We start from the raw sequence: 25,258 nt of genomic DNA, 5'->3' as shown, positions 1-25,258 counted from the left end.
ATGAAAAAGCGGGTACTTTTGTATCCGCTTTTTCTTATTTAAGAAAATGGTGTAATTTCGTGTGCTAAATGTATAAGGTATGATAGATAAGTTGAGACAAATAGAAATAAAGTTTCATCAAATAGAGGAGCAGTTATCAGATCCAGAAATTATTTCTGATATGAAGAGATATGCAGCACTCAACCGGGAATACAAAGACTTAAAAGATCTCGTAACCATATATCACGAATATTCTAATATATTGGATGCCAAAGAGGTAGCCAAGCAAATGATGGAAGATGATGATGCCGAATTGCGTGAGATGGGCTCAGATGAAATGAATACCATTAATGCCCAATTGGTTAAAATGGAAGAGGAGATTAAGTTTATGCTATTGCCTAAGGATCCCGACGACCAAAAAGATGTGGTAATGGAAATAAGATCCGGTACTGGTGGCGATGAAGCATCTATTTTTGCTGGTGATTTGTATAGAATGTATTCAAAATTCTTCGAAAATCAGGGATGGAAACAAGAAATTGTTTTTGTCAATGAAGGTAGCTCTGGGGGGTATAATAAAATTGAATTTGAAATTCAGGGCCAAGATGTATACGGTATGATGAAGTTTGAGTCAGGAGCTCATAGGGTACAACGCGTTCCCAAAACAGAGTCTCAAGGTAGGGTTCACACTTCTGCAGCCACTGTGGTAGTCATGCCAAAATTGGAAATGGAAGATGTCGATATTAAAAAATCAGATTTAAAAGTCGATACTTTTCGATCTAGTGGAGCAGGAGGGCAGCACGTAAATAAAACAGAGTCTGGAGTTAGATTTACTCACTTACCTACTGGGGTAGTTGCGGAAAGTACAGACGGTCGATCACAAATTAAAAATAGAGAGATAGCCATCCAACGACTATATCAGAAAATATATGCTCAGCAAAAAGCGAGTTATGAATCTGATTTAGCGGCTAAGCGTAAATCTCTTGTTGGTTCTGGAGACCGATCCGATAAAATTCGCACCTATAATTATCCCCAAAATAGATTGACCGATCACAGGATTAATCTTACTCTATATTCCTTAGACAAGGTAATGGAAGGTGATATAATGGAGATAATAGAGAGCCTTAGACTCTATGAGAACACTGAGAGATTAAAGGAAATGGAATAGTTTCAGTATCTCATTTCAGTAATGATAACTTATCATCTTGACGGTTTACGGTTTTTTATCCCATATTGTAAAAAGGATGTTATTCAAGTTCTTTCCAATTTGGAAATAGACGTTCTATAAGATATTTCTGAAGCTATCGGAAAGACTCTTTTTGTAAATTTGGTCGGGTGATTATATAAAATTAAACACTTTGACAATCGCAGCTATTACACAGATAATCAAAAGAATATAAGCTATTTGACTGGCTTTAGGAGAACGACTGGCAAATTGTGCAGTGTAATAACCTCCAATCATTTGACCAAATGCCAATGCTAGTCCAAATGGCCAATGAATCAAATCTTTATAGGCAAAGATGGCTACGGCTATCAGTGTATAGACTGCTATAATGAATGATTTAAGTATATTGGCTTTAATAATGTTCATTTTACCTATAAGAACGAAAATAGCTAAAGCAAATATGCCCATACCCATTTGAATAAATCCACCATATACTCCGAGTAATATATAGAATATTGTGCTTAACCACAGGGGTAATTTTTTTGCCTCTGAATCTTCGCTTGGGTTGATCCATCGCTTAGGTTTGATAAAAAGTATGAATAACATAAGGACTAATAAATATTTATACACAGTTTTAAAACCCTCAGCCGATATAATAACAGCGAGATAGATCCCTAAGAAGGAACCCAAAATAGTGCATATAAGTAATCGTTGATTCCCTTGGATGGATAGTTTTTTGCTGCGATAAAACCCATAGGTCGATGCCGTTGTCTGAGCTAATACACCAATTCTATTGGTCGCGTTGGCTATATTCGATGGAAGGCCAAAAAACTCCATGAGTACCGCCAAGGTTAAGGCCGAACCATTACCAGCCAATGTATTAATCCCTCCTGCAATCAATCCCGCAATACCTCCTACAAAAATATCTAATAATGTCATTGGCCCATATCTTCTACTAACTCTATCAATACCTTGCCTGAGGATCTCGGGTGAAGAAAGACCACTCTTTTATTGTCTGCTCCTTCCTTTATGGTTTCCGATACAAATTCAAATCCTTGCGCTTGAAGGCGTTTGATTTCTGATTCAAGATGGTCCACTTGAAAAGCTAAATGATGGATGCCTGGACCTTTGCGATCAATAAATTTTGCAATGGGCCCCTCGGTCGCCGATAATAATTCAATTTTTGTATTCTCAATTTGGATAAAAGCGGTTTCTACCTTTTCTGTATCTACATATTCTCTCTTGTAGACAGGAGAATTAAATAAACTGGCAAATAGTTTCTCGCTTTCTTCGAGATCTTTGACGGCGATGCCAATGTGTTCTAATTTCATAGTTTCATGGTTTTAGGAATTTAAAGAAGCCTGTGGCAAACGATATTCAATGGTTCGCTTTCTCAGATCTTCTATACCGCAAAATGATAAACCCAAATGCTCGGCTTGATCTGCTATTAAAATCCCCCATTTTTTTTCAATTTCTTCCAAACATCGCAAAGGTAATAAGCCGATTAACTCCGATGACAAAACTTCAACATTCCATTCTTGTCCGCATTTTTTGGTTTGTTCAAATACTTCATAGATATCGGTTTGATCAATATCTACAATATTGGTACTGATTTGGCAGCATTGGTATTCTTCCATATACCAACCGATGGCTTTTAATCCCTTTAATGCATACGGTCGATTACTTGGCCCTGCTGAACGCATTTTTTTGGCTATTGATTTGGCTACGGAAAGATCACTGGTTTCAATGTTGACATTGTAGGCAATTAGAAAATTTCTCACCCCTAAAACTGTAGCACCTAGAATGGGATTAAATTGATTGCCATAATCGGGCAGCCATTCTTCTTCTTTCATTTTCTGGGCAAGAGATTCATATTCGCCTTTTCTTATTTGAGCTAAATTATTTCTTTGAGTGATCAGGCTGGATTTTTCATATAGATATATGGGCAATTTGAATATTTTAGAAACTTCTGCGGCCAAGGTTCTACTCCAATCGACTACTTCTGACTCATCCCTGACATCCATGGCTACATAGGGACATACATCCAAAGCCCCTATCCTAGGATGCTGGCCTTCATGATGCTCCATGGACTGATCTCTTTCCAATAGTGATAGCAATGCCATCAATCCATTTCTCAAACTATCGCGATTACCTACCACGGTGTACACCGTTCGATTGGCATCAACACCTACATCTTTGTGCAATACGTAGAGATCGGCGATTGTGTGAAAGGCTTGATCTACTTTGTTTAGTAGATCATTGTCTTGCCCTACAGAAATATTGGGAATCCATTCTATCCATTCATTCATCATACAACAAATATCTAATTGATTTTTAAAAAATGGTTCTTTTTAAAAAATACTTTTTATTTTGTAACATGAAATATTTGGCACTGCTTGCGTTTTCCTGTTTTCTGTCCTTTGGATTTGGCCAAAATATTTTGGTTTCAGAATCCATGGATATTAGAACTGACTTAACATATGAATTGTTGGGGCAGTATGGGGATAATTATTTAGTAGCTAGTTATTCTGATTTCAAATTTTCAATTCACAACTTTAATAATGAATTGTTCTTAACCTCTAATCAAGAATTTGAATTAGAAGACAAAAAGTCGAGAATTATCCACATATATCCAGATAAGGAGCATTTCAATATATTGTATTCAACCGTCGATAAGGATTTTTCCTATGTGATCAATATGCCCTATAACAAATCGCTTGAAAGAGGTGTTCCCGATACCATCATTCGAATGGAAAAACAATTTCAAAATTATAAATATCGATATACATTTTCCGAGGACAAAACTAAAATGGGGGTTCTTATTATTCAAAGTGGCGATTTAATCGGTTATTTCGTATACGATATCATCTATAAGGAATTGGTATATTCCGATGAAATTCAACTTGAAGGATATAAATTCTATGAAGAATATCGAAAATCAGTACTCAGTAATTCAGGTATATTGTATTTGGTTTTTGAATTTGATAATTACTATTTTAAAAGAGAAAAACATCAATTTAAAATAATAAAAATTCGCGATGTGGGGGATAGGACTGAAGCTACTATTCCCATGGCTAATTTATTGACCTATGACGCTTATTTTTCATACGACAATGTCAATAATATGTTTATCATTTCTGGCTTAGGTTCAGAAAAAAATCTTGATAGAGCAGAATTGTTATTTCAAATCAAACAGGATCCAAAAAACCTTAACGAGTATGAATTCCTAACCTTTACTTTTCAAGATAAATTACTTAGTGATTTTTACAACAACGTTCAAAAAAATAAGCGGAATTATCTCGAAAATGTCCAAGTACAAGATTTAATCTTTATGGATGATGGAGCCGCTATTTTGGTATTAGAAGAGGTTAAGAAAATGGAACGCATTTCTTCTGGAAGTAGAATCGATTATTATGGCAATAGATATACAGTAGACTACCATTATGAGAATATAATGCTGTTCTATCTCTCAGCTGATGGGGATAAAGTCTGGCAAAAATTATTGGCTAAAAGACAGTTCTCCAATGACGATGAAGGAGCTTATTCTTCTTATTTTGTCTTTAAAAATCCCAATCACCTGCGCTTTATATACAACGACGAAATTCGAAATGAGAATACGGTTAGTGAATATATCATTCGACCGGATGGCGCATCTTTGAGAACCAATTTATTGAGTACTGATTTTCAAAAACTGCGCCTTCAAGTTCGAAACGGGATGCAAATATCTTCGCATCAAGTATTGATCCCTAGTCTGAGAGGGAAAATATTGAAATTACTGTTGATCGATTATCTCAATTGATTACAATACCATAATAGGTAGTACGGTCTGTTTGTTTTCCTTTTCAGTTACCCATTGATATTCACCCTTAGGTAGTCTTTTTTCATTTAAAACTATAGATTTCCCTTCGAAGGATAATGGTATCTGAACCTTGCTGCCATTGCTTTCTAGCGCATAAGTTCTGGTTTTATTTTTTCTATTTAATCTAAACATTTTACTGATATTTAATTACAAATATATTACAAATAAATTTAATGTGTAGATGTTTTTCATATTTTTTAGATGTTAAAACGCCAATAGCTACTGTGGTGGTGTATGGGCTGATATTTTATATTAAAATTAACATAAGACCATAGATTTGAGATGGTATTTCTCCTATAAAAGATGGAAAAACAGCTCGAATATTTGAATATTCATTGAGGTATGTAAGGAGAATTGGCTCTGTTGAAACTTAGCGGTTTGACTTGAATATCCATTATTATACTTAGGTTATTACCGTCTTTTTTTGTCGTCTAGGTCTAAAAAAAACTGATAACCTATAGAGATAGATTATCAGTTAGTTTACTTTATAATACTCACAATATTGCAAGTATATATTGAATTACAAAGCCTTGTTACTGGCTTTCTTTCGTTCGTGTTCTTTTAAAAAGATTTTTCGAATACGCAGGCTTTCAGGAGTGATTTCCAAGTATTCATCATCTTCGATATATTCCATAAATTGTTCTAACGACAGATCGATAGGAGGAGCAAGTTTTACCTTGTCATCAGCTCCTGAAGAACGCATATTAGATAATTTTTTAGTTTTGGTTACATTGACTACCAAATCGTTGTCTCTATTGTGTTCCCCAACGATTTGACCTTGATAAACATCAATACCAGGCCCTACAAAGAATCGACCTCTATCCTGAAGTTTATCCATGGCATAAGGTATGGTTGTTCCCGCTTCCAAAACTATTAAAGTTCCTTTGTTTCGAGATGGAATTTCGCCTTTGAATTTTTCATAACGCACAAATCTGTGAGCCATTATCGCTTCTCCGGCAGAAACATTCATTACAAGAGTTCTCAATCCGATGATACCTCTTGAAGGTATTTCAAATTCTAAGTGCATCAAATCTCCTTTGGGCTCCATTTTGAGCATATCGCCCTTCCGTTGACTGATTAACTCTATAATTTTACCACTAACATCTTGTGGAGAGTCTATGGACAAAGATTCAATAGGTTCGTGCTTGGCACCGTCTATTTCTTTGATCAATACAATGGGTTTCCCTACTTGAAGTTCGTATCCTTCACGTCTCATGGTTTCGATTAATACACTCAGGTGCATTACCCCTCTACCATATACTTTAAATGAATCCGGTGAACTAGTCTCTTCAATTTTTAACGCAAGGTTTTTTTCAGTTTCACTGTATAATCGATCTCTAAGGTGACGAGAAGTTACAAATTTGCCTTCTTTACCGAAGAAAGGAGAGTCGTTAACAGTGAACAACATACTCATGGTAGGTTCGTCAATAGAAATGGGAGGAAGACCTTCGGGATTTTCAAAGTCCGCAATAGTATCTCCAATATCAAAGTTTTCTATACCACTAATAGCACAGATATCGCCACTAGATACAGAGCTAGCTTTTTCTTTGGCCATTCCGGTAAAGGTAAATACATCTTTGACTCTTGATTTTACCATTGAACCGTCTCTTTTTACCAAAGTTACTGGTGAGTTGGGTTGAATGGTTCCTCTGGTTACTCTACCTATGGCTATTCGACCAATGTAGTTAGAGTAATCAATAGAAGTGATTTGCAATTGTACCGTCCCTTGATTTTCTTGTGGTTCTGGAATGGTATTGATTACTGTGTCCAATAGATAACTCACATCATCTGCAGGTTTTTGCCAATCAGCACCCATCCAACCATTTTTAGCAGATCCGTATACGGTCTCAAAATCCAGTTGATCTTCGTTGGCATCTAAGTGGAACATAAGATCGAAAACATCTTCCATTACTTCCTCTGGACGACAGTTTTCTTTGTCGACTTTGTTGATAACTAAGATAGGTTTTTTACCCAATGCTATGGCTTTGCCCAATACGTATCTTGTTTGAGGCATGGGCCCTTCAAAGGCATCAACCAGCAATAATACGCCATCCGCCATGTTCAACACCCTTTCTACTTCACCTCCAAAGTCGGCGTGACCAGGGGTGTCGATGATGTTGATTTTAATTCCCTTGTACTGAACGGAAACATTCTTGGATACGATGGTTATACCTCGTTCCCGTTCAAGGTCGTTGTTATCAAGGATCAAATCACCTTCCAATTTCTTTTGATCATTCATTTGTTCTGTATGATACAAAATCTTATCTACCAAGGTGGTTTTTCCATGATCAACGTGCGCTATGATAGCGATATTTCTTACTTTTGTCATGTCTGTTAAATTATAAAAACGCACAAAAGTAATCTTTTAAATTGATAAACAAATCATTACTTCGTTTATTCGGTATTAAATTTGCATAAAAAAGATGATTTTTTATTTTAATTACGATCAATATAGTAAATATGGAGGATAAAACCCTGAGAAATCATCTTAGAAGCAGTTTACTGAGCTTTCAATTTGATTGGGATTCTCAAGTCTGGGATACCTTTCTCTATCAATATAGGACCAATGAAGTTTATCGTCGCTTTTGTGATTTGTTAAATAGAACACCAAGTACTATTTCGTCGATTAAAAATATTCCCTATCTTCCCATTTCTACTTTTAAAAACCATAAAGTAGTAAGCGGAAATCTGGAAATCCAACAAACCTTTCGTTCTTCTGGTACTACCTTGTCCAATAGGAGTCAACATTATGTGGCCGACATTGATTTATACAATACGGTTTCTCAACATTTGTTTGAGACTGTTTACGGTCCGATTAATCAATATTGTGTGCTCGCCTTACTCCCTTCTTACTTGGAACAAGGTCATTCTTCCCTCATTCATATGGTCAATCATTTTATAAGTCTTTCTAATTGTTCGGGAAGTGGTTTTTTTAAATACAATTTTCAAGATCTCGCTCTAACCGTGGATCGTATGCATTCTTCTGGATACAAAATACTGGTAATAGGGGTGAGTTATGCATTATTGGATTTTGCGTCTACTTTGGATTTGGATTGGTCCGATGACGTGGTAGTGATGGAGACCGGTGGAATGAAGGGGAGAAAAAAGGAAATGCTCCGGAATGAATTGCACAGAGAACTCAAAGATAATTTATGCTTAGATCAAGTTCATTCTGAATACGGTATGACAGAACTTTTATCTCAACTCTATGCACCTAAAGATGGATTGTTCAAAAATGGGACCACCATTCGAATGACGCCATATGAAATTAACGATCCCTTGAGTCCAGAACTTCAAGATCAAGCCGGACGAAACTGTGTTACGGATTTGGCGAATATCGATAGCTGTTCCTTCATTGCCACCGACGATTTAATTAAAACTACTAAAAATGGAGGGTTTGATATCATTGGTCGCCTAGATCATAGTGATATTAGGGGATGTAACCTTTTATATGTATGATATTTTTATTTATATGAGGTTTTATTTGTATAATAGCGTGATATTTATTCACTTATAAAACACATAAAAAAGTATGGAAAATTCTCTAGAATGGGTAACTAATGTCATCCAAGAGTACGCACCCAAATTAGCTCTATCTGTAGCTACCCTCGTCATCGGTTGGATGATTGTAGTCTGGGTTAGTCGAGTATTTAAAAAAGTGCTTCAGAAAGCCAATGTCGACATTTCACTTCAAAATTTTCTCACATCACTTGTCTCTATTCTTTTAAAAATATTATTGCTTTTTAGTGTAGCAAATACCTTTGGTATCGTCACTACGAGTTTTGTTGCCATTTTAGGTGCTGGAGCTTTTGCGATAGGGATGGCCCTGCAAGGTAGTTTAGGTCATTTTGCATCTGGAGTAATGATCATGGTATTTAAACCGTATCGAATTGGTGATTTTGTAGAGGTAGGTGGAAAAGAAGGAACGGTTGCCAGTATTCAGATTTTCAATACCATTCTCACTACTCTAAACAACAATATGATCATTGTACCCAATGCTACAGTTACATCGGGGACCATTACCAACTTTACGAGTTTAGGTAAGCGTAAGTTTAACCTAATTTTTGGGATAAGTTATGATGCTGATATTGACGAGGCTCGAGAAATAATTATCAAGCTGTTTAAGTCTCACGATGCTATCATGAAGGATGAACCCATAGAAGTATATGTGGATAGCCACGGGGATTCATCGGTGAATTTGACTGCCAGAGCATGGGCCAAGAGTCAAGATTACTGGCCGGTATATTTTTATATGATGGAGTATGTGAAAAAAGAATTTGATAAAAACAATATCGGTATTCCTTACCCTCAAATGGATGTTCATTTTCCAGGTAAGGATAATGATTAAAAAATAGTCCTAAATCATTGGTATGGTTTTGGAAGAGGATTTGAAAATACTGTCTTTGATTTGAAGACAGTATTTTTCTTTTTAAATGTAGTGTAGTAATTTTAAAAGGTGAAGGAAAAAATCTTTTGATATGAACAAAAGGGCAAAGATTAAAAGGCAGATTATTAAACAGTTATATTTTAATAAATCCTGTTCAAGTACTGAACTAAGTATTGAGCTCAATAAAAGTATTCCATTTGTCAATGGAGTCATAAGTGAATTGGTAGAGGAGAATATTCTTGAAGTTAAGGGATTGGCTTCCTCAAAAGGGGGAAGACGTCCAGTACTTTATTGTATAAAGCCAGAACTTTTGTATATAGCTTCTATCGCCGTAGATCAGTTTGAAACAAAAATGGCGATTTATGATTTACACAATAATGTTGTCGATGAGATCAAAACCTTTAATTTGCGTTTGGTTCCTGGCAGTAAACAAGACTTAGTACTTCTAACCGAAGCCATTGTCGACTTTATTGATCATCACTCAATAAAAAAAGATAAGATCCTAGGTGTCGGTGTGAGTATGCCCGGTTTTGTCGATGTCACCAATCAGGTAAATCACACGTTTTTTTATCATCCTAACAAGAGCATAGTTCAATATATGGAGTCAGAAATTGATTTGCCTGTATTGATTGATAATGATTCTAGTTTAGTTGCATTAGCTGAACTTAAATTCGGACAAGCACAGAATGTAAGAAACGCCATGACTCTAAATTTGGGTTGGGGGATCGGATTAGGTATGATATTGGACAACAATATATTTAGAGGATCTAAGGGATATGCTGGTGAATTAAGTCACATTCCCTTATTTGACAATAAGAAGATCTGTCAATGTGGGAAGAGAGGGTGCTTGGAAACCGAGTCTTCACTGCTGATACTAGTTGATCAAGTCAAGGAATTAATAGATACTCAAGGATTAGAGATAAAGGGTTGGCATGATTCTATTTCAGAACCAGACGCCCTTAATTTAATTATGAATGAAATAAAATCTGGCCACAGTTCTTTGATACATCTTCTAACTTCAATAGGTTATACCTTGGGAAGAGGAGTTTCCATCTTAATGCATTTATTGAATCCGAGTACCATTATTTTAAGTGGGAGAGGTGCTAGTTTAAGCAAGCTTTGGACAGCTCCTATCCAACAGGCCATCAATGAGCATTGCATTCCTAAGATTGCTGAAAATATTGAAATAGTGATATCTGAACTCGGCAAAGACGCAACATTATTGGGGGCGGCAACCTTGGTGATCGAAAAGTATGATAAGCTATCAAAATTTGAATCGAGGACAAGTATCATTCAATAAATTTTATGACATCGACAAAGCGGTCTTTTGATATTATTTTTAAAATATGAAGGAAATAATGGCCGTTTTATATCCTTGTTTGTTTTCGTCTGTTGGCTTGTTAGATTCTATGTTGTGAATTGTTTTAGTTGCAATAATTGATTGGTTTTATGTCAATATGTCGTTCTTAATTTGGAATGAATCAAAGCTTTTATTTTATTAAATTCGACATCTCATCATGAATTAAAAACCAATGGCTGCCTATAAAAGATTTAAAATACTTGGAGATCTTCATCTGTATTTGGGTTTATTTCTTGGGGTTTTATTTTTTATTATATCCTTATCTGGAGCTCTTCTAACATGGAAGCCAGAGTTGAGTCGAATATTATATCAAGAGAGAGTGGTTAATGAACACAGACCTTATGCATCGATTGCCGAGATTAAATCGAACATTAAAGAGGTCTTCCCCGAGGGAGATTTTCGAACTATTGAATTTAGGGACAGTATATCTGCCGCCAAGGTATTGTTATTTGTACCGGGTACTTATTTTTATGCTTTTGTTAATCCCTATTCAGGTGAGGTTGTCCATATCCAAGATATGAAAAAAGGTTGGCTCAATAAGTTAGTCCCTCTGCATCGAAATCTATTATTGGATAAATTGGGCAGGGAAATCGTCCATTGGGCTACCTTGTTGTTTTTAATTATGATGATTAGTGGGCTGTATCTATGGTGGCCCAAAAACAAGATAGAACGCATATCGGCCACGACCATACAGTGGCGTTGGTTACCGGTGAAGTTAAATTATGATTTGCATAAGGTGTTGGGATTTTATGCCACATGGATAGTATTTTTTACCGTAATTACAGGTTTGTTTTGGGGTTTTGATATTGTCAAAAACGGAATAAAATCGATAACTCATGAGACTGATATAAAGTACGAGATTCCTCAGTCAGATATTAGGAATAAGAACACTTCCGTCGCCACGATAGAAGTAGTAGATAGGATAGCTTCGAATTTGAGAAAGAGATTCAAAAATAAAAATATAAATATCAGTTTTCCTCATAAAGAAGATGAAGCCATTCACGCTACCATTATATCACCTTCTTCATTGGTCTATAATTTAGATCATCTTTATTTCGATCGATATACTGGTTTACCTATTGAAGGAAGGTTTGAAAATGGTCGGTATAGCCAAGCAAGTCTATATAATAAATTACATGGATTGGTCTACGATATTCACTTGGGTAATATATGGGGCTTGCCAGGTCGGTTGCTCATATTTTTTTCTTCTCTAATTATGGCGTCTTTGCCTATTACTGGTTTTCTGATATACTGGCATAAGAGGAAGTATAAACTATCATAGCATCTAGACAAGTATTAGTCGAATACACCGCTGTTTTAGCTTAATATTGATGTTGGTTTGAATCAGGAAAATTCGTCCCATGTTTTAAAACAATGGATTTACTTTTTTACTGGATAAATAATAAACGAGAATAATCCTCTGGTTATCTCTGTATTTGTCTTGTTAATTCGAATTACATTTAATAATGGTCCAATTCATCAATGGTTAAGATCAAATGATACTTGTATTTGGTATTAGGTATTTGTGGAATAAAAAAAGGGAGAAAGTTACTAAGTAACTCCTCCCTTATAAAATCGCTGTATATAAAAAGTCTTTAGTTAAAAGCGATCAACTATGTTATTAAAATGAGTAAGACAATCCCACTTGAAAGTCGGTGCCAGGTTTGTATTTTTCAAAGACTTGGTCTGCAGCTTCAAATGATTGGTATACTCTTTGTCTGGATTGATTGAGGATGTTATTGACAGAAAAACTCGCTCTCATTCTTTTTTGAAGCCCTAGCTTAACTGAAGTTTTGAAATTTAAACTGTGAAAGGGCAGATCAAATACATCTGCATTTCTACCGATTCCTACTATCGATAAACTCTTTCCTTGAACATTGTAACTAAGATTTGATTCTACAATATTTTCAGCAGACTGGAATCCTAAAAATAGATTTAATAAATAAGGAGACTGTCCGACTAATTCACGACTGGATGAAATGTCCTCTCCATCTCTGGCGTTGTCCAACCTTGACTGATATTCAGCATCGCTCATATCCACATTGGATTTGATCAAAGATACATTGGATCCGATGGTGAGTTTGTTGAAATTTTCACTTCCAAAATTAAAATTCTTTCTAGCTTCCAATTCAAGACCGAAAACAGTAGCTTCATCGATATTCCTAGGTTGTACATCATTGGGAGTAGCTTCTGAATAAGCCACCAATTCAATAGGATTGTTAAATTGTTTGAAAAATCCACTAATGGACAAGACTTGTCCAAAGTCGTAGAAATTTTCAAATCTTACGTCAAAATTATTGATTTGGGTTTCTTCCAAATCTATATTTCCGATAAAGGTTCTTCCTGAGATTAGGTCTTGAATCTGGGCTACAGATTTTTCTTTAAATGATGGTCGAGCCAATGTCCGGTTATAAGATGTTCTGATGTTGATTTTCTCAGACAATGCATAGACGATGTTTAAAGAGGGGAGAAGGTCAAATTCATCCAAGACTTTGGCATTGTCATATACCTCATCACCCAAATTGTTTTGTCCAGTATAGAAGTTTGCTGATTGCTCAACTCGTAAACCGTAAATCGTTCTTAAACGGTTGGAAAGCGGCAATTCATTCATTACATATCCTGCAATAACTACTTGTTCGGCATCAAAAGTATTAGCTGGTTCGAAGTTTCCTCTTACATAGGTTCCTGCTCTAGCAGAAGGATCCCAGCTAAATTCATTGGAGAACAATTGATTGGGATCGCCAGTGATGTCAAATTGACCAGCTTGTTCTACTCTGAATAGATAATTGGAGATAGAATAATCTCTTTTTTTCTGAGTATACATGGCGCCAAATTTAAACTTAGATTCTAAATCGTTCCACTGATTGAACTTCCACGTTGCCCCAATTTTTCCACTGATATTGTTTTCTTCCAAATTTCTCCATACTCTAGTAATCCCTGCGCCTACGCTGGCATTTAATTCATAGGATATTTGCTCGCCTTGGTTTACAACTTCAAAGGCGGTAACGCGATTGTCCGGCTCCGTAATTTTGGAGTGCGTAGGAGATACTCTCCAATCCACTTCAAAATCACCTTCATTGAATGAGTGTTTACCAAATACCAATAGATTTTGAATCGATCTTTCTGTATATTCTAGATTACTTTTCAGCAAAGTAGATGGATTGGTTTCATAGACTATTTGTTCCAGTAATGCCGTGTTAGCTGATCCATTCTGGATGGCTAAGGCATTAACCCCTATTTTATGGTTTTTGCTTTTGTACGCAAGTCCAGCCATACCACTGATCAATACATTTTCCTCACTTTGACCTCCTCGGATACTTCGGTCTACATAAAGTTCATTATTCGATTTATTACTTTCTTTGATATAGGTTCCATATTCTACATCATCATAAAAAGTAAAATCAGTCTTGTAATTGATTGAAGCGTTGTATCCGATGGAACCACTGCCCACTTTGTTTTGGTTGCCATAGGAGATGCCATAGGACTGATTCAAGAACTTGGAAGAGCGCTGAGTACTCATTGTCTTACCAAATTTATTGGTAATGTTTGTTAAGTCGGGATTTCGCTCCGATGGATCTGGAATATAATCGTTGATATTGATAGGCTCATCTCTGGCGCCGTTATCAAAACCCAATTTGTCGGTCGATGATCCCTCATACGTTACAAATTCGTTATTGAGGTTCATTTTGGGATTGTATCCCAATGAAGCAGATACGTTAAAAGTTTGACTTTCTGGAAAATCTTTCGTGATAATGTTGACTAGCCCTCCGGTGAAATCACCGGGTTGGTCGGGGGTGAAAGACTTTAAAACAATAATATTGTCGATTAAGTTGGTGGGAAAAATATCCATTTGAATTGAATTGCGATCAGGGTCCAATCCCGGAATATCTAAACCGTTGAGTATGGTTTTAGTATATCTATCTCCTAACCCTCTAACATATACGTGTTTTCCATCTTCAATGGATACCCCTGTAACTCTTTTAATAGCTGAAGCAGCATCGCCATCACCTATTTTTCTAAAGGATTCACTAGATACACCATCGATTACATTGGGAGATTTTCTTTGTAGTGTTAAGATGGCTGATTCTGTATTTCTAGCTTGTGTTGCCGTGATAACAACTTCCGTAAGCATTTCGGCCGCTTCCTGTATTTTGGCATCTAACAATACTACTTTGTCAGCTTCTACAGCCACTCCACTAATGGTTTGCTCAGCATAACCTAGGTATGAAAATTTAATATCTTGACTACCGGCAGGAACGGATAGTTCATATACTCCGTCCAAATCGGTAGTTGTTCCTACACCAGGGTCTGATGCGAGTAATACGGTGGCAAAGGGAATGGTTTCTCCAGTTTCACCGTCAAATACGGTTCCGCGAATGGTTCCCGTTTGAGAAAAGCCTGTAACGAGACCAGCAGATATTATAATTATAGTTAATAATAGGTTTTTCATATACATACGATTTTAAAACAAAAACCAAAAGGGCTGTGATAAAGCAGCCCTCTCGATTATTTAATTTTTAGATAAGATTAATCAAGTAATCCTTGATCTTTACTCCAAGTCCATCCTTCAAATGCTGAGAAGTCTGCACCAAGACCAGCGGTTTCTTGCGTTACCACCTTGTTGTTGTCTGTGTCCAATATAGTTGCTGCTTGCAATAACATTTCATTGGTAATGCTTCCAGCACAAGCTGCTACTCCAGTGTATAGTTTAAATAGTGTTTCAACCGTTTCAGAAGCTACGATTTCATTGTTCTTTAGTACCAATCTAGGATTGTCTTGTACCAAATATGAATAAGCATCTGATTTAGGAGCACAACCGTTTTCACTATCAAAGTTCGCTCTCAATTGGAATGCATCACTACCATATCCTTTGAATACACAGTTTTCAATTGTACCTTGAGTTTTAGATTTAAAGTCAGCAGCAGATCCCTGTCCACCTGTTTTAATGAAAGTCCCATTCTTAAGTGTAAACAATCCATCTTGAGCCGTATTTTCAGGTCCATCCAATTCCAATGCTTCATCAGAATCATCACCACCGTGAATAACCACAACATTTTCAATAGTTCCAGAATAATTCATGTCGATGTCAATGGCGTCATCACCTTGGTAACTAACTAATATATTTTTGGCGTTTACTGTTCCTCCAAAAAACTCAACACCATCATCTAGGTTAGCGATTATTTCTATATTTTCTATAGTAGTACCACTACCTACACCACCTAAAGTCAGACCGTTGATTTCGTTACCATCACCGATAAGGGCTCCACCGTGTCTGATAGAGATATATTTCAATGAACCAGAATTGTCTTCAGGATCAGTACCTCCGAATTTTCCAAAATCTTCGTCACCTGGGATACCTTCGATCTGAGCTACATCATCTCCATCTTCAGCAGAAATAATACTTTTACCCAATACAATAAGTCCACCCCATTTTTCTCTGTCGATTTCAGTAAGGTTGGTACCAAATTTTTCTCCTACTGTGATATTGTCCAATACAGAAGTGAAAATAATTGGTTTTTCAGCCGTACCTTCAGCCATCAATTTTCCACCTCTAGCTACTATAAAAGCAGAAGCAACAGATCCAGTTCCCTGTGCGCCTTTAAGGATAGTCCCTGGCTCGATAGTAACTGTATGTCCGTCGGAAACGACAAATTTTTGATTGATTTGATAAATTTTGTCTGCGGTCAATGTCATGTCGCCAGTAGTTAAACCAGATAAAATAACGGTTTCTACTTCCATAGCTTCAGGTGTCAATTGAATATCGATAGTAGTTGAATTGTTGACATCTTGTACTTTTGATACATAACCTTGCTTAGAAAAAGACAAAAGTCCTTCTTTGGGAGCTACTATAGAATAGCTTCCATCATTGCCACTAGTAGCACTTGTACTACCTGCGTCTATACTTACACCCGCTATAGCACTGGCATCTTCTGAGTCAGTTATTTTTCCTGTAACTGTAATGGTTGTAGGAACTACAGGATCATCTTCTTTGTCATCGTCACAAGAAACGAAAATCATGGAAGTCATTGCTAACATAAGAGCAACTAATAATTTAGTGAACTTCATAAGTAAAATCATTTTAGTTTATTAATTTGCGACAAAAATATATTCCGCCTATTATCGATATATTAACTCAGTATTAACTTTGTGTAAAGTGTTGAATTGGCATGGTTGAGGTTTTTAGTGTTAATGTGTTGTTTTTTAATTATTTAGATATATAAATCTCGCTAATTTGAATTCTTTTTTATTTGTAGTAATGTTTAAATTAAAACAAGAATGGCGTTCCATTAGTGATTGGTTGTCTGCTTTGCAGTTCTTGTTGGCCTCAGTGTTTATCGTTTATCTGATATTCGATAGTCTAAATTCCAAAATGTGGTTGTCTCTGTATTGGGTTATTGCTGTTTTTTCTCTAATTCATGCTTCGTCGCGAGGATTGAAAGAAGAATTGGAAGAAGAATACCAAATGCTTTATCAATTGTTGTCTGCTGAATCCGTTTTACTTTCGGGTTTACTTATTGGTTTTATTCAAAATCTGTTTCTACTTTCCATTCTCTGGGGCGCTATGTATTTTTTATTTGGAAACTTTGTGATAAATTCTTTGTCATTCGTAGTATCCTTGATTTTGGCAGCATTTAATTTTTCGGCCATTACTCACTTGATGAATGGGATTGCTATCCGCAGTAATAAGTCACAATCCCTATATCCAGTATTGACCATTCCATTGATCATACCTATTATTTTAGAATTGTATAATATCGGAGCTATATCTGTTGGGATAAATCCAGTAGCCAATAATTGGGCTTCAGATGCATTTATTTTATCAGGCCTGGGCCTCTGTTTTTCGGTAGCCTCTGTTTTTCTATTTCCCTATATTTGGAGCGATTAGCAGATCTTAATGTAAGCCTTTTCGTATCTCCCCGATTACTCATTGACCTTATTGGAGGTAATCTATATACTAATACAAGAGTGATTTTACTATAATTTTCTTCTCGTGAAAAAATATATTGAAATATATGCTGTATATTATAAAATGATTTGCTGTCCATCTATCATCTATTTCGATGATAAAAATATTTGACCGGACTTTACTTTTGAAATAAAAATATAGTATGTTAGATTTTGGAATCTATGTCAACATTGTCTAAGTCGGTTTGTTAAGCATTGATTGGCCATTATACTTAAAAATTTATAATATATGAAGTGGTGGAAAATATTAGGAGTTGTTATCGTAATCGCAGTACATGTAGCTGGACTTCTTATTCCTATTGGAATCGGTATAACAGGAGTATCTCCATATCAACTGTCGGGAGGAAATAACATCACCTTAAATGTACAAACCTATAATGCCGACTTAAGCCATAAGGCAGATGATATTCGAGCTTGGTTAAAATACGACAATGATCATTTAATTCAAGCTGGTTCGATTTCGGTTTCAACAGAATCTAGTATCGATGCTGCTTTTGAAATACCAAATAATCTACCCAAGGACAAGTTAAAGAGTGATTTAACACTTATAGTAGATTTCCCCGATCAAGGGACGGCTATATTGCCGGGAGCAGTTTATATAATGGAATCAGGTAATAATGTTTCTAATAATGCAGCGTGGACTAATCTTACTTTGTCCGATTTGAATGTCAAGACAATTTTGCACTTTCCCTATCGTTCCATCTTACTAGAGACTATTCGAAATACTTATTTCCATGTTAGTTTATGGATGGCCATGATGTTGTTGTTAATGATAGCTGTATATTATAGTGTTAGAGTATTGAGGTCTAATCATTTGTTGGATGATGCCAAATCAAATGGATATACTGAAGTCGGATTTCTATTTGGGATCTTGGGATTGCTTACTGGTATGGTTTGGGCGAAATACACTTGGGGACGACCTTGGTCTTGGGACATTAAACAGATAACCACAGCAATTGCATTGTTGATTTATGCAGCTTATTTTCTTTTGCGAACCGCCTTAGATGATCCATATAAGAGAGCTCGCATCTCGGCTATATTTAATATTTTTGCTTTTATAGCATTGATTCCTCTATTGTATATTTTACCGAGAATGTCAGAAAGTTTGCATCCAGGTAATGGTGGTAATCCAGCAATGGGAGGGGAGGATCTTGACAATACCATGAGAATGATATTTTATCCTGCCATCATTGGTTGGGCTCTGGTTGGAGCTTGGATAGCGCAACTTAGATATCGTGTGAAAAACTTAGAAAATATTTCTAATAAGATATAAATTAACCCTGTTTTATAAAAAAAACTTTTATTTAAATTTAAAAATAAGATAAAATGATTCAATTGATAACTCTATCCGGTGATTTTATGCATAGTATGGGAAAAATGTATGTAGTAGTCGCAGTAATTTTAGTTATTCTCTTGGGATTGTTTTATTATCTCTACTCACTTGAAAAGAAGATTTCTAAACTTGAAAAAAAGATTAATCATGGGAAAGGAAGGCAATAATAAGTTTTTTGAAAGTGTAAGCGCTAATTTTGATAAAGCTGCAGCTTATACTCACGTCAGTCAGGGAATACTACAACAGATAAAAGCATCGAATGCGGTGTATAAAATGAATTTTCCCGTAAAAATAGGAGGGAAGTACGAAGTCTTAGAAGCATATCGGGTTCAGCATTCCCACCATAGATTGCCGACCAAAGGGGGAATTCGATACAGCTCAAAAGTAAACCAAGAAGAAGTCATGGCCCTCGCCGCTTTAATGACTTATAAATGTGCCCTAGTAGATGTGCCATTTGGGGGTGCTAAAGGGGGAGTTAAAATTAGCCCTAGGGAATATACCCCATCCCAACTAGAAAGAATTACCAGAAGATATACTACCGAGCTTGTAAAGAAAAATTTCATCGGGCCCGGACTCGATGTTCCAGCCCCAGATTATGGTACTGGACCTAGGGAAATGGGATGGATATTGGATACATATAGAATCTTAGCGGGAGACGATATCAACGCCAATGCCTGTGTAACTGGAAAGCCAGTGCAATTGAACGGTATCAATGGTCGGACAGAAGCCACTGGCCGCGGTGTTTATTATGCCATTCGCTGTTTGTTGGAGGACAAGGCAATGGTTAAAAAAGTGGGATTGGAGCCAGGCACTGAAAACAAAAAGATCATTGTCCAAGGATTGGGTAATGTGGGAAGCTACAGTGCTAGTATCTGTCAAGATGAAGGAAAGATGATGGTCATTGCCGTTTCGGAATTTGAAGGAGGAATATACAATCCCGAAGGGATAGATATACACAGTCTTTTGCAGCACAAAGCGAAAACGGGATCAATTATGGATTTTCCCAATGCCCAAAATTTAAAAGATCGCAACGAAGCGCTTTACTTGCCTTGTGATGTCTTAATACCCGCTGCCTTGGAGAATCAAATTCATGAAGATAATGTAGACCGCATTCAGGCCAAAATAATAGCAGAAGCTGCCAATGGTCCGATTACCTCGGAAGCAGAAAAAATATTGTTGGAAAAAAATATTTTAGTGATTCCAGATTTTTATGCCAATGCCGGTGGGGTGACGGTGTCGTATTTTGAATGGTTAAAAAATTTAGATCACGTTAGGTTTGGAAGAGTAGATAAACGGTTTAATGAACAATCTTATTCCAATATTGTAGATTATATGGAGAAGTTGACGGGGAAAACTGTTACAAAAATGGAACGATCCTTGTTAACAAAAGGGGGGGACGAAATTGATTTAGTTCGTTCAGGATTAGAGGAAACCATGATCAATGCTTACGATCAGATCCGAATACAAATGAAAAAGCAGAACATTCCAGACATGAGAACTGCTGCTTTTGTTGTGGCAATTAATAAAGTGGCTATGGACTACACTCAGTTAGGTGTTTTTCCGTAATCTGGTGTTATTGTGCTAGTTTCTTATGATATTATTATGAAATTCCTAATTTTGTTTCTTTTAGACTGTTAAATTTTAATATTATTAACAATATATTATTCTTATAATTTATCAAATACTAAATATTATTCTATATTTGCAGCGCTAATTATAAAACCTTTTAATTATTAAAATTGAGAAAATGTCTGAAGTAAAATTAGATGCAATTGACAAAAAGATTATAAAAATTTTGCAAGAGAATTGTAAGATTACAAATTTAGATCTATCTAAAAGAATTGGATTGTCACCAGCACCCACATTGGAGAGGGTGAAAAAGTTGGAGAATTTAAATGTATTGTCTAGTTACCATGCCAAGGTAAACAATGCGACCATAGGATTGAGTGTTCAAACTTATTTGTTGGTTGATATTGCATGGCATAAAGAAAATGCATTGGACAACTTTCTTAAAAAGATTAATGAAATCGATGAAGTAGTAGAATGTTATATTATCACAGGGGAAGCCGATGCTTTGATGAAGATAGTATGTAAAGATATTCCTAACTACGAAGAATTGTTGTTTAGAACACTATCAAAAATTGACGAAATCGAACGATTGAAAACTTTGATGACTTTGTCTCAAGTTAAAGATTCTAAGGTTTTGCCTTTCGATTACGGTTCTAACTAAAAATTTAAACCAGTAACCATTGAATAATTCTTTGTTGTGGGAAGTAACTTCCAGTAGTGGCATTTCTTCCTTTGTATTTGGAACAATGCATGTGCGAAATGACAGTGCTTTCCACGACATAGAATGGTTACACAACACCATCCTTTCTCAAGATTATTACTATTCCGAAATGGATCTGTCCAGCAGTGATTCTGAACTGTTACAGCAAAGCCATTTTTTACCTCCTGGAATGGATATCCAGCAATTACTGGGTGACAAAAAATACGAAAAGTTACGCCGCATAATATTGAAATCATTTGGAGTGGATATGAATCAATTGATTCATTTTTATCCCATGATAGCTATACATATTTTGTTGGAATCGAGTTTTCACAATTCATCTAGCCTTATTTTGGATCAAGCTCTATACGAATATGCAAAGAGTCGAAATAAAGAAATGAAATACTTGGAAACCAAGGAAGAACAAATGGGGTTATTTCGAAATATTCCAGTCGAAATTCAACTTAAGCAATTAGTTCAATTGGGTAGAAATCCATCAAAAGTCAAAAAAAAATACGCCGATCTCTGTCGTCATTATTCCGAGAAGAATACCAGATTATTGTATCGCAATTCACTTCATCAAATGGGGATATTGAGGAAGCCATTACTGTATAATAGAAATATTAAAATGGCTGATTTATTAGCGGAAAATTTACTTGGTGAAAAAGCATTTATTGCTGTCGGTGCGGCTCATTTATTCGGTAAATATGGGATTTTGAGATTGCTTAAACACCGAGATTTTTCAATAAAAGTAGCGCAACCTTCATTACAAGCCTACTAACCTTTTCTGTAGGTCAAATTTTTGCCTATCTTCTTATTGAATGACATTCGAGGTTTTTCTTTGTCCTGTACACATCAATAGTTAAATAGGAAGGCGGTAAATACTCCATTGGTCATTTGTTTATATTTTATTTTCCCTATCCTAGAAATTTTAATAATTTATCGTTGTCGGTTAATGATCTCATTGTCAAAGAATAATGACATCTGAGATATTTACTATATTTTTTATCCCTGTTTTACAGGATAATTTTTGCGTTTTAGCGCTGTGATTTCACTAATTATTATTACTTTTGCCGTTCGAGAACCATGCGTCCAGCTCCTGCTGAACTCCCCCAGGGTGGAAACGCAGCAAGGGTAGGCGGTTGTAGCGGACGGCATGCGTTCTCGTTTTTACCTTTCAATCTATTAAAATCCAATAAATATGAAGTTTTTCATTGATACTGCTAATTTAGATCAAATTAAAGAAGCAAAAGATCTAGGTGTATTAGATGGTGTAACTACCAATCCTTCCCTAATGGCTAAAGAAGGTATTAGCGGAGAAAAAAATATTCGAAATCATTATGCAGCTATTTGTGATATAGTAGATGGCGATGTAAGTGCTGAAGTTATCAGCGTTGATTTTGATGGCATGGTTGCTGAAGGTAAAGAATTGGCAACTATAGCTGAAAATATTGTGGTTAAGGTGCCGATGATCAAAGATGGTGTCAAAGCATTGAGATGGTTTTCTGACCATGGTATTCGAACCAATTGTACATTGGTATTTAGCGCAGGTCAAGCCATTTTGGCTGCAAAAGCTGGTGCTGATTATGTGTCGCCTTTTATCGGAAGAATCGATGATATCAACTGGGAAGGTATGGATCTTATAGGCCAAATAGCTGAGATATATGCCATCCAAGATTTCGATACTGAAATCCTTGCTGCATCTATTCGTTCTTCTAAGCAAATCGTAGATGCTGCGATCTCTGGAGCAGATGTTGTTACTTGTCCATTGAATTCAATCATGGGATTGTTGAAACATCCTTTAACAGACATCGGTTTGGAGAAATTCCTTGCTGATTACAATAAAAATAATGGATAATCTATCTTTTTAAGATATTTTATTGAAAATATTGAAGCGTAGGTCTTATAAAGATTTACGCTTTTTTTTATGTTAGAATATCTGATATGGTTTCAAAGATTGGGCCTGTGAATAATTCTTCTATATCTAAGCTCGGTCTTCTCTAATGTTAGATTCAATGTATAGATTTTTTTCTATCTCACCATTTGATGGTATTATACTTTCTCTATCCTGAATGAGGTTAGTATTTCAGATTGTAGTTGCTCAGTCATAAATTTCAATTTCTCCAAAATAACTAATACTCTGTCTAATAAAAGTATGAGCTAGCAAAAAAAAATCCTATGCCTTACATGAGAAGACATAGGAATCAATAATGTGATACCGTTCATTGGAATTATACCAAATGCATTTGGTATTACATAGTATCAAAGTTTAAAGTAATCCCACCATTGAAATAATTGGTAATGCTGATGTTCCTTCCACTGGTTACACTACCAAAACCTACACTTACACCTAGCGCTTTGGTGATCGGTACATAGGCTGTAGCACCAAAACGAGTATAGTTTACCTTGGTTTCAGGAAAATTGCCATCAAATCCTGTTCCCATGATATCTACTCCATCAGATGAGGATTGATGATCCATCCAACCTTCAATATAGAAATGCGCGCCTGCATATCCTATTTTGGCCGCAAAGAGAAATGCATTTGGTACATCAAATTTGTTTCCATGTGCTGTTTTAAAAGTGTTTTCTGCTTCACCTCTAAAACTATACCCTGCCATAGCAGTAGCAAATAAGCCCATGTTAAAGTTGTATTGTGCTCCCACATGAAGATCAGTCGAGAAAGCACCATTACCATTAGAAAGGATGCCGTTGGCTTCATACCCTGTAGGGATGCCTATAGTCAATGAAGTAATCCCATCTAGGCTCCCAGCTCCAGCATCTACACTAAAAGGTCTGAGTTTGGCAGCAAGGCTTATGTCTTGAAATCCTGACACCTTGGTTTCCCCGTTTACTGGATCCGCATCGGCTCCACTTTTTGAGGAGATAAATGGAGCATTGACAATAAGTGAAAGATTGTCCATTAATGCATATTTGGCATATAGGGAAACTATGCTTTGTTCAATGGTATTTAGAGCGGGAACTGGACTGGCCTTCGTCGTCCCTACATAGAAGTCTTCTACCTTTGATCCCGTATAGGATGCTGTTAAAGAAAGCTGACCCTTAGTATTGTAAAAACCATCGATCATGCCTTGACTATGAGCTTTCTGTACAGCAAAAAAAGTCATTACCAGCAATCCTAAAATAACATTTTTTAAATTCATAATGAATAATTTTTTTAATTTAAATAATTGATCTTTTCGTAACTAATTTAATACATTATCTGGTTAAGATGCATAGTTTTGACTCTAAATTATAGGTTAGGTAACAAATATTTTTTAATAATTAATTTAAAAACTTATGTTTATATTATGTTGTTTGTGATAATATGTGTTTTAGATATAACAAATGGCTTACTTGTAATTTTTAGTTTATTTCTATATTGTGTAAACTTATTTTAATATTAGTGTTCTATGATTGATTACTTGTATAAGATAGAATTCTTTATTTAAGTACTGTTTGCTGTTATTATTTAACAGTGTTTTAGTCTTTTATTTTGTTATTTCTGACCTGTCATCGTAATATTTGAAGAAAATAAGGTCTTGTAATGAAGATGTCATCATCAGTCATTAATTTTTCATGATTAACAGAGATATGGATTTGTTAAAACTTTTAGACTGACTATTTCCTTAGATCGTTAAAATATATGTTAAATTCATTTTTATAAAAGATTGATTAGGTGTGTCTATTGATGTGTTTGTATTTTAATGCTATGTGTTAAATTTGTTTTTGTTAAATTATGATTTTGTTAGACATAAATTCCATAATTGTATTAATTTGGAGATTGTTTAAGGTATAACAACACATCATGTGATAGATCTTGGAATAATTCATATCATAGCTGTTATGAATTATTTACTTGCAATGATAGAACTTTTGAATAAACGTCCATCATCTATTAATATCCTTTTCAACTAATGTAAGGTGAACTGAATCTTAGTCATTC

General features: G+C 35.6%; 21 protein-coding genes and 1 other RNA gene. 14 read left to right on the top strand and 8 right to left on the bottom strand.

Annotation, left to right across the window (positions count from 1 at the left end):
• Positions 1-79 precede the first annotated feature (79 nt).
• The gene (gene prfA, locus LVD51_RS04375) at positions 80-1,144 is read left to right on the top strand and encodes a peptide chain release factor 1 (protein ID WP_236969973.1); all 1,065 of its coding nucleotides are present in this window, start codon (positions 80-82) and stop codon (positions 1,142-1,144) included.
• A 171-nt stretch (positions 1,145-1,315) separates the two neighbouring features.
• Here prfA and LVD51_RS04370 read toward each other — a convergent pair whose 3' ends face one another.
• From LVD51_RS04370 to ftcD, 3 genes are read right to left on the bottom strand one after another with little or no spacing between them, the layout of a single operon-like run.
• Positions 1,316-2,080 (bottom strand): sulfite exporter TauE/SafE family protein, encoded by a 765-nt coding sequence (locus LVD51_RS04370; RefSeq protein ID WP_236969972.1) that lies wholly within the window; start codon positions 2,078-2,080, stop codon positions 1,316-1,318.
• Positions 2,077-2,472, bottom strand: a complete 396-nt coding sequence (mce, locus tag LVD51_RS04365) for a methylmalonyl-CoA epimerase (protein WP_236969971.1) — start codon at positions 2,470-2,472, stop codon at positions 2,077-2,079. Before mce ends, LVD51_RS04370 begins: the two co-directional genes overlap by 4 nt.
• Positions 2,473-2,484: 12 nt before the next feature.
• On the bottom strand, positions 2,485-3,453 hold the full coding sequence (gene ftcD, locus LVD51_RS04360; RefSeq protein ID WP_236969970.1) for a glutamate formimidoyltransferase: 969 nt from the start codon (positions 3,451-3,453) through the stop codon (positions 2,485-2,487).
• Between the two features lie 65 nt (positions 3,454-3,518).
• Between ftcD and LVD51_RS04355 the strand changes: the two genes are divergently transcribed.
• Positions 3,519-4,940 (top strand): hypothetical protein, encoded by a 1,422-nt coding sequence (locus tag LVD51_RS04355; protein WP_236969969.1) that lies wholly within the window; start codon positions 3,519-3,521, stop codon positions 4,938-4,940.
• Here LVD51_RS04355 and LVD51_RS04350 read toward each other — a convergent pair whose 3' ends face one another.
• On the bottom strand, positions 4,941-5,132 hold the full coding sequence (locus LVD51_RS04350; RefSeq protein ID WP_236969968.1) for a hypothetical protein: 192 nt from the start codon (positions 5,130-5,132) through the stop codon (positions 4,941-4,943).
• Positions 5,133-5,520: 388 nt separating this feature from the next.
• A complete protein-coding gene (typA, locus tag LVD51_RS04345; protein WP_236969967.1) occupies positions 5,521-7,329 on the bottom strand; it encodes a translational GTPase TypA in 1,809 nt (602 codons plus the stop codon).
• A gap of 131 nt (positions 7,330-7,460) precedes the next feature.
• Between typA and LVD51_RS04340 the strand changes: the two genes are divergently transcribed.
• The 4 genes from LVD51_RS04340 to LVD51_RS04325 all read left to right on the top strand — a co-directional run bounded on the left by LVD51_RS04340 (position 7,461) and on the right by LVD51_RS04325 (position 12,029).
• Complete coding sequence (locus LVD51_RS04340) at positions 7,461-8,459, top strand: LuxE/PaaK family acyltransferase (RefSeq protein ID WP_236969966.1); 999 nt, start codon at positions 7,461-7,463, stop codon at positions 8,457-8,459.
• Positions 8,460-8,532: 73 nt separating this feature from the next.
• Complete coding sequence (locus LVD51_RS04335; protein WP_236969965.1) at positions 8,533-9,348, top strand: mechanosensitive ion channel family protein; 816 nt, start codon at positions 8,533-8,535, stop codon at positions 9,346-9,348.
• A gap of 130 nt (positions 9,349-9,478) precedes the next feature.
• A complete protein-coding gene (locus LVD51_RS04330) occupies positions 9,479-10,687 on the top strand; it encodes an ROK family protein (RefSeq protein ID WP_236969964.1) in 1,209 nt (402 codons plus the stop codon).
• Positions 10,688-10,919: 232 nt separating this feature from the next.
• Positions 10,920-12,029: a PepSY-associated TM helix domain-containing protein gene (locus tag LVD51_RS04325; RefSeq protein WP_236969963.1), complete on the top strand. Its 1,110-nt coding sequence runs from the start codon at positions 10,920-10,922 to the stop codon at positions 12,027-12,029.
• A 339-nt stretch (positions 12,030-12,368) separates the two neighbouring features.
• On the opposite strand, the gene LVD51_RS04320 is transcribed toward LVD51_RS04325, so the two are convergent.
• A complete protein-coding gene (locus LVD51_RS04320; protein ID WP_236969962.1) occupies positions 12,369-15,197 on the bottom strand; it encodes a TonB-dependent receptor in 2,829 nt (942 codons plus the stop codon).
• Positions 15,198-15,274: 77 nt separating this feature from the next.
• Positions 15,275-16,813 carry a peptidase associated/transthyretin-like domain-containing protein gene (locus LVD51_RS04315; RefSeq protein WP_236969961.1) on the bottom strand — a complete coding sequence of 513 codons (1,539 nt, stop codon included), beginning with the start codon at positions 16,811-16,813 and terminating at the stop codon, positions 15,275-15,277.
• A 166-nt stretch (positions 16,814-16,979) separates the two neighbouring features.
• Between LVD51_RS04315 and LVD51_RS04310 the strand changes: the two genes are divergently transcribed.
• From LVD51_RS04310 to fsa, 8 genes are all read left to right on the top strand, one after another.
• Positions 16,980-17,633: a hypothetical protein gene (locus tag LVD51_RS04310; RefSeq protein WP_236969960.1), complete on the top strand. Its 654-nt coding sequence runs from the start codon at positions 16,980-16,982 to the stop codon at positions 17,631-17,633.
• 309 nt (positions 17,634-17,942) lie between these two features.
• The gene (gene ccsA / locus LVD51_RS04305) at positions 17,943-18,986 is read left to right on the top strand and encodes a cytochrome c biogenesis protein CcsA (RefSeq protein ID WP_236969959.1); all 1,044 of its coding nucleotides are present in this window, start codon (positions 17,943-17,945) and stop codon (positions 18,984-18,986) included.
• A gap of 53 nt (positions 18,987-19,039) precedes the next feature.
• On the top strand, positions 19,040-19,213 hold the full coding sequence (locus tag LVD51_RS20190) for a CcmD family protein (protein WP_394803147.1): 174 nt from the start codon (positions 19,040-19,042) through the stop codon (positions 19,211-19,213).
• Complete coding sequence (locus LVD51_RS04300; RefSeq protein ID WP_394803146.1) at positions 19,194-20,612, top strand: Glu/Leu/Phe/Val family dehydrogenase; 1,419 nt, start codon at positions 19,194-19,196, stop codon at positions 20,610-20,612. The genes LVD51_RS20190 and LVD51_RS04300 overlap by 20 nt, the downstream gene beginning before the upstream one ends.
• A 181-nt stretch (positions 20,613-20,793) precedes the next feature.
• On the top strand, positions 20,794-21,276 hold the full coding sequence (locus LVD51_RS04295; RefSeq protein ID WP_236969957.1) for an Lrp/AsnC family transcriptional regulator: 483 nt from the start codon (positions 20,794-20,796) through the stop codon (positions 21,274-21,276).
• A gap of 19 nt (positions 21,277-21,295) precedes the next feature.
• Positions 21,296-22,096: a TraB/GumN family protein gene (locus tag LVD51_RS04290; RefSeq protein WP_236969956.1), complete on the top strand. Its 801-nt coding sequence runs from the start codon at positions 21,296-21,298 to the stop codon at positions 22,094-22,096.
• Positions 22,097-22,390: 294 nt separating this feature from the next.
• Positions 22,391-22,488: signal recognition particle sRNA small type (gene ffs / locus LVD51_RS04285), an RNA gene on the top strand.
• A 28-nt stretch (positions 22,489-22,516) separates the two neighbouring features.
• Positions 22,517-23,173: a fructose-6-phosphate aldolase gene (gene fsa, locus LVD51_RS04280; protein WP_236969955.1), complete on the top strand. Its 657-nt coding sequence runs from the start codon at positions 22,517-22,519 to the stop codon at positions 23,171-23,173.
• Between the two features lie 394 nt (positions 23,174-23,567).
• On the opposite strand, the gene LVD51_RS04275 is transcribed toward fsa, so the two are convergent.
• Positions 23,568-24,476, bottom strand: a complete 909-nt coding sequence (locus LVD51_RS04275) for a transporter (RefSeq protein WP_236969954.1) — start codon at positions 24,474-24,476, stop codon at positions 23,568-23,570.
• Between the last annotated feature and the right edge of the window lie 782 nt (positions 24,477-25,258).

It is taken from the genome of Membranihabitans marinus, assembly GCF_021729155.1.
GTDB lineage: Bacteria > Bacteroidota > Bacteroidia > Chitinophagales > Saprospiraceae > Membranihabitans > Membranihabitans marinus.
Note: the sequence above shows the minus strand (reverse complement) of the source record. Positions and strands in the feature narration are given on the sequence as shown.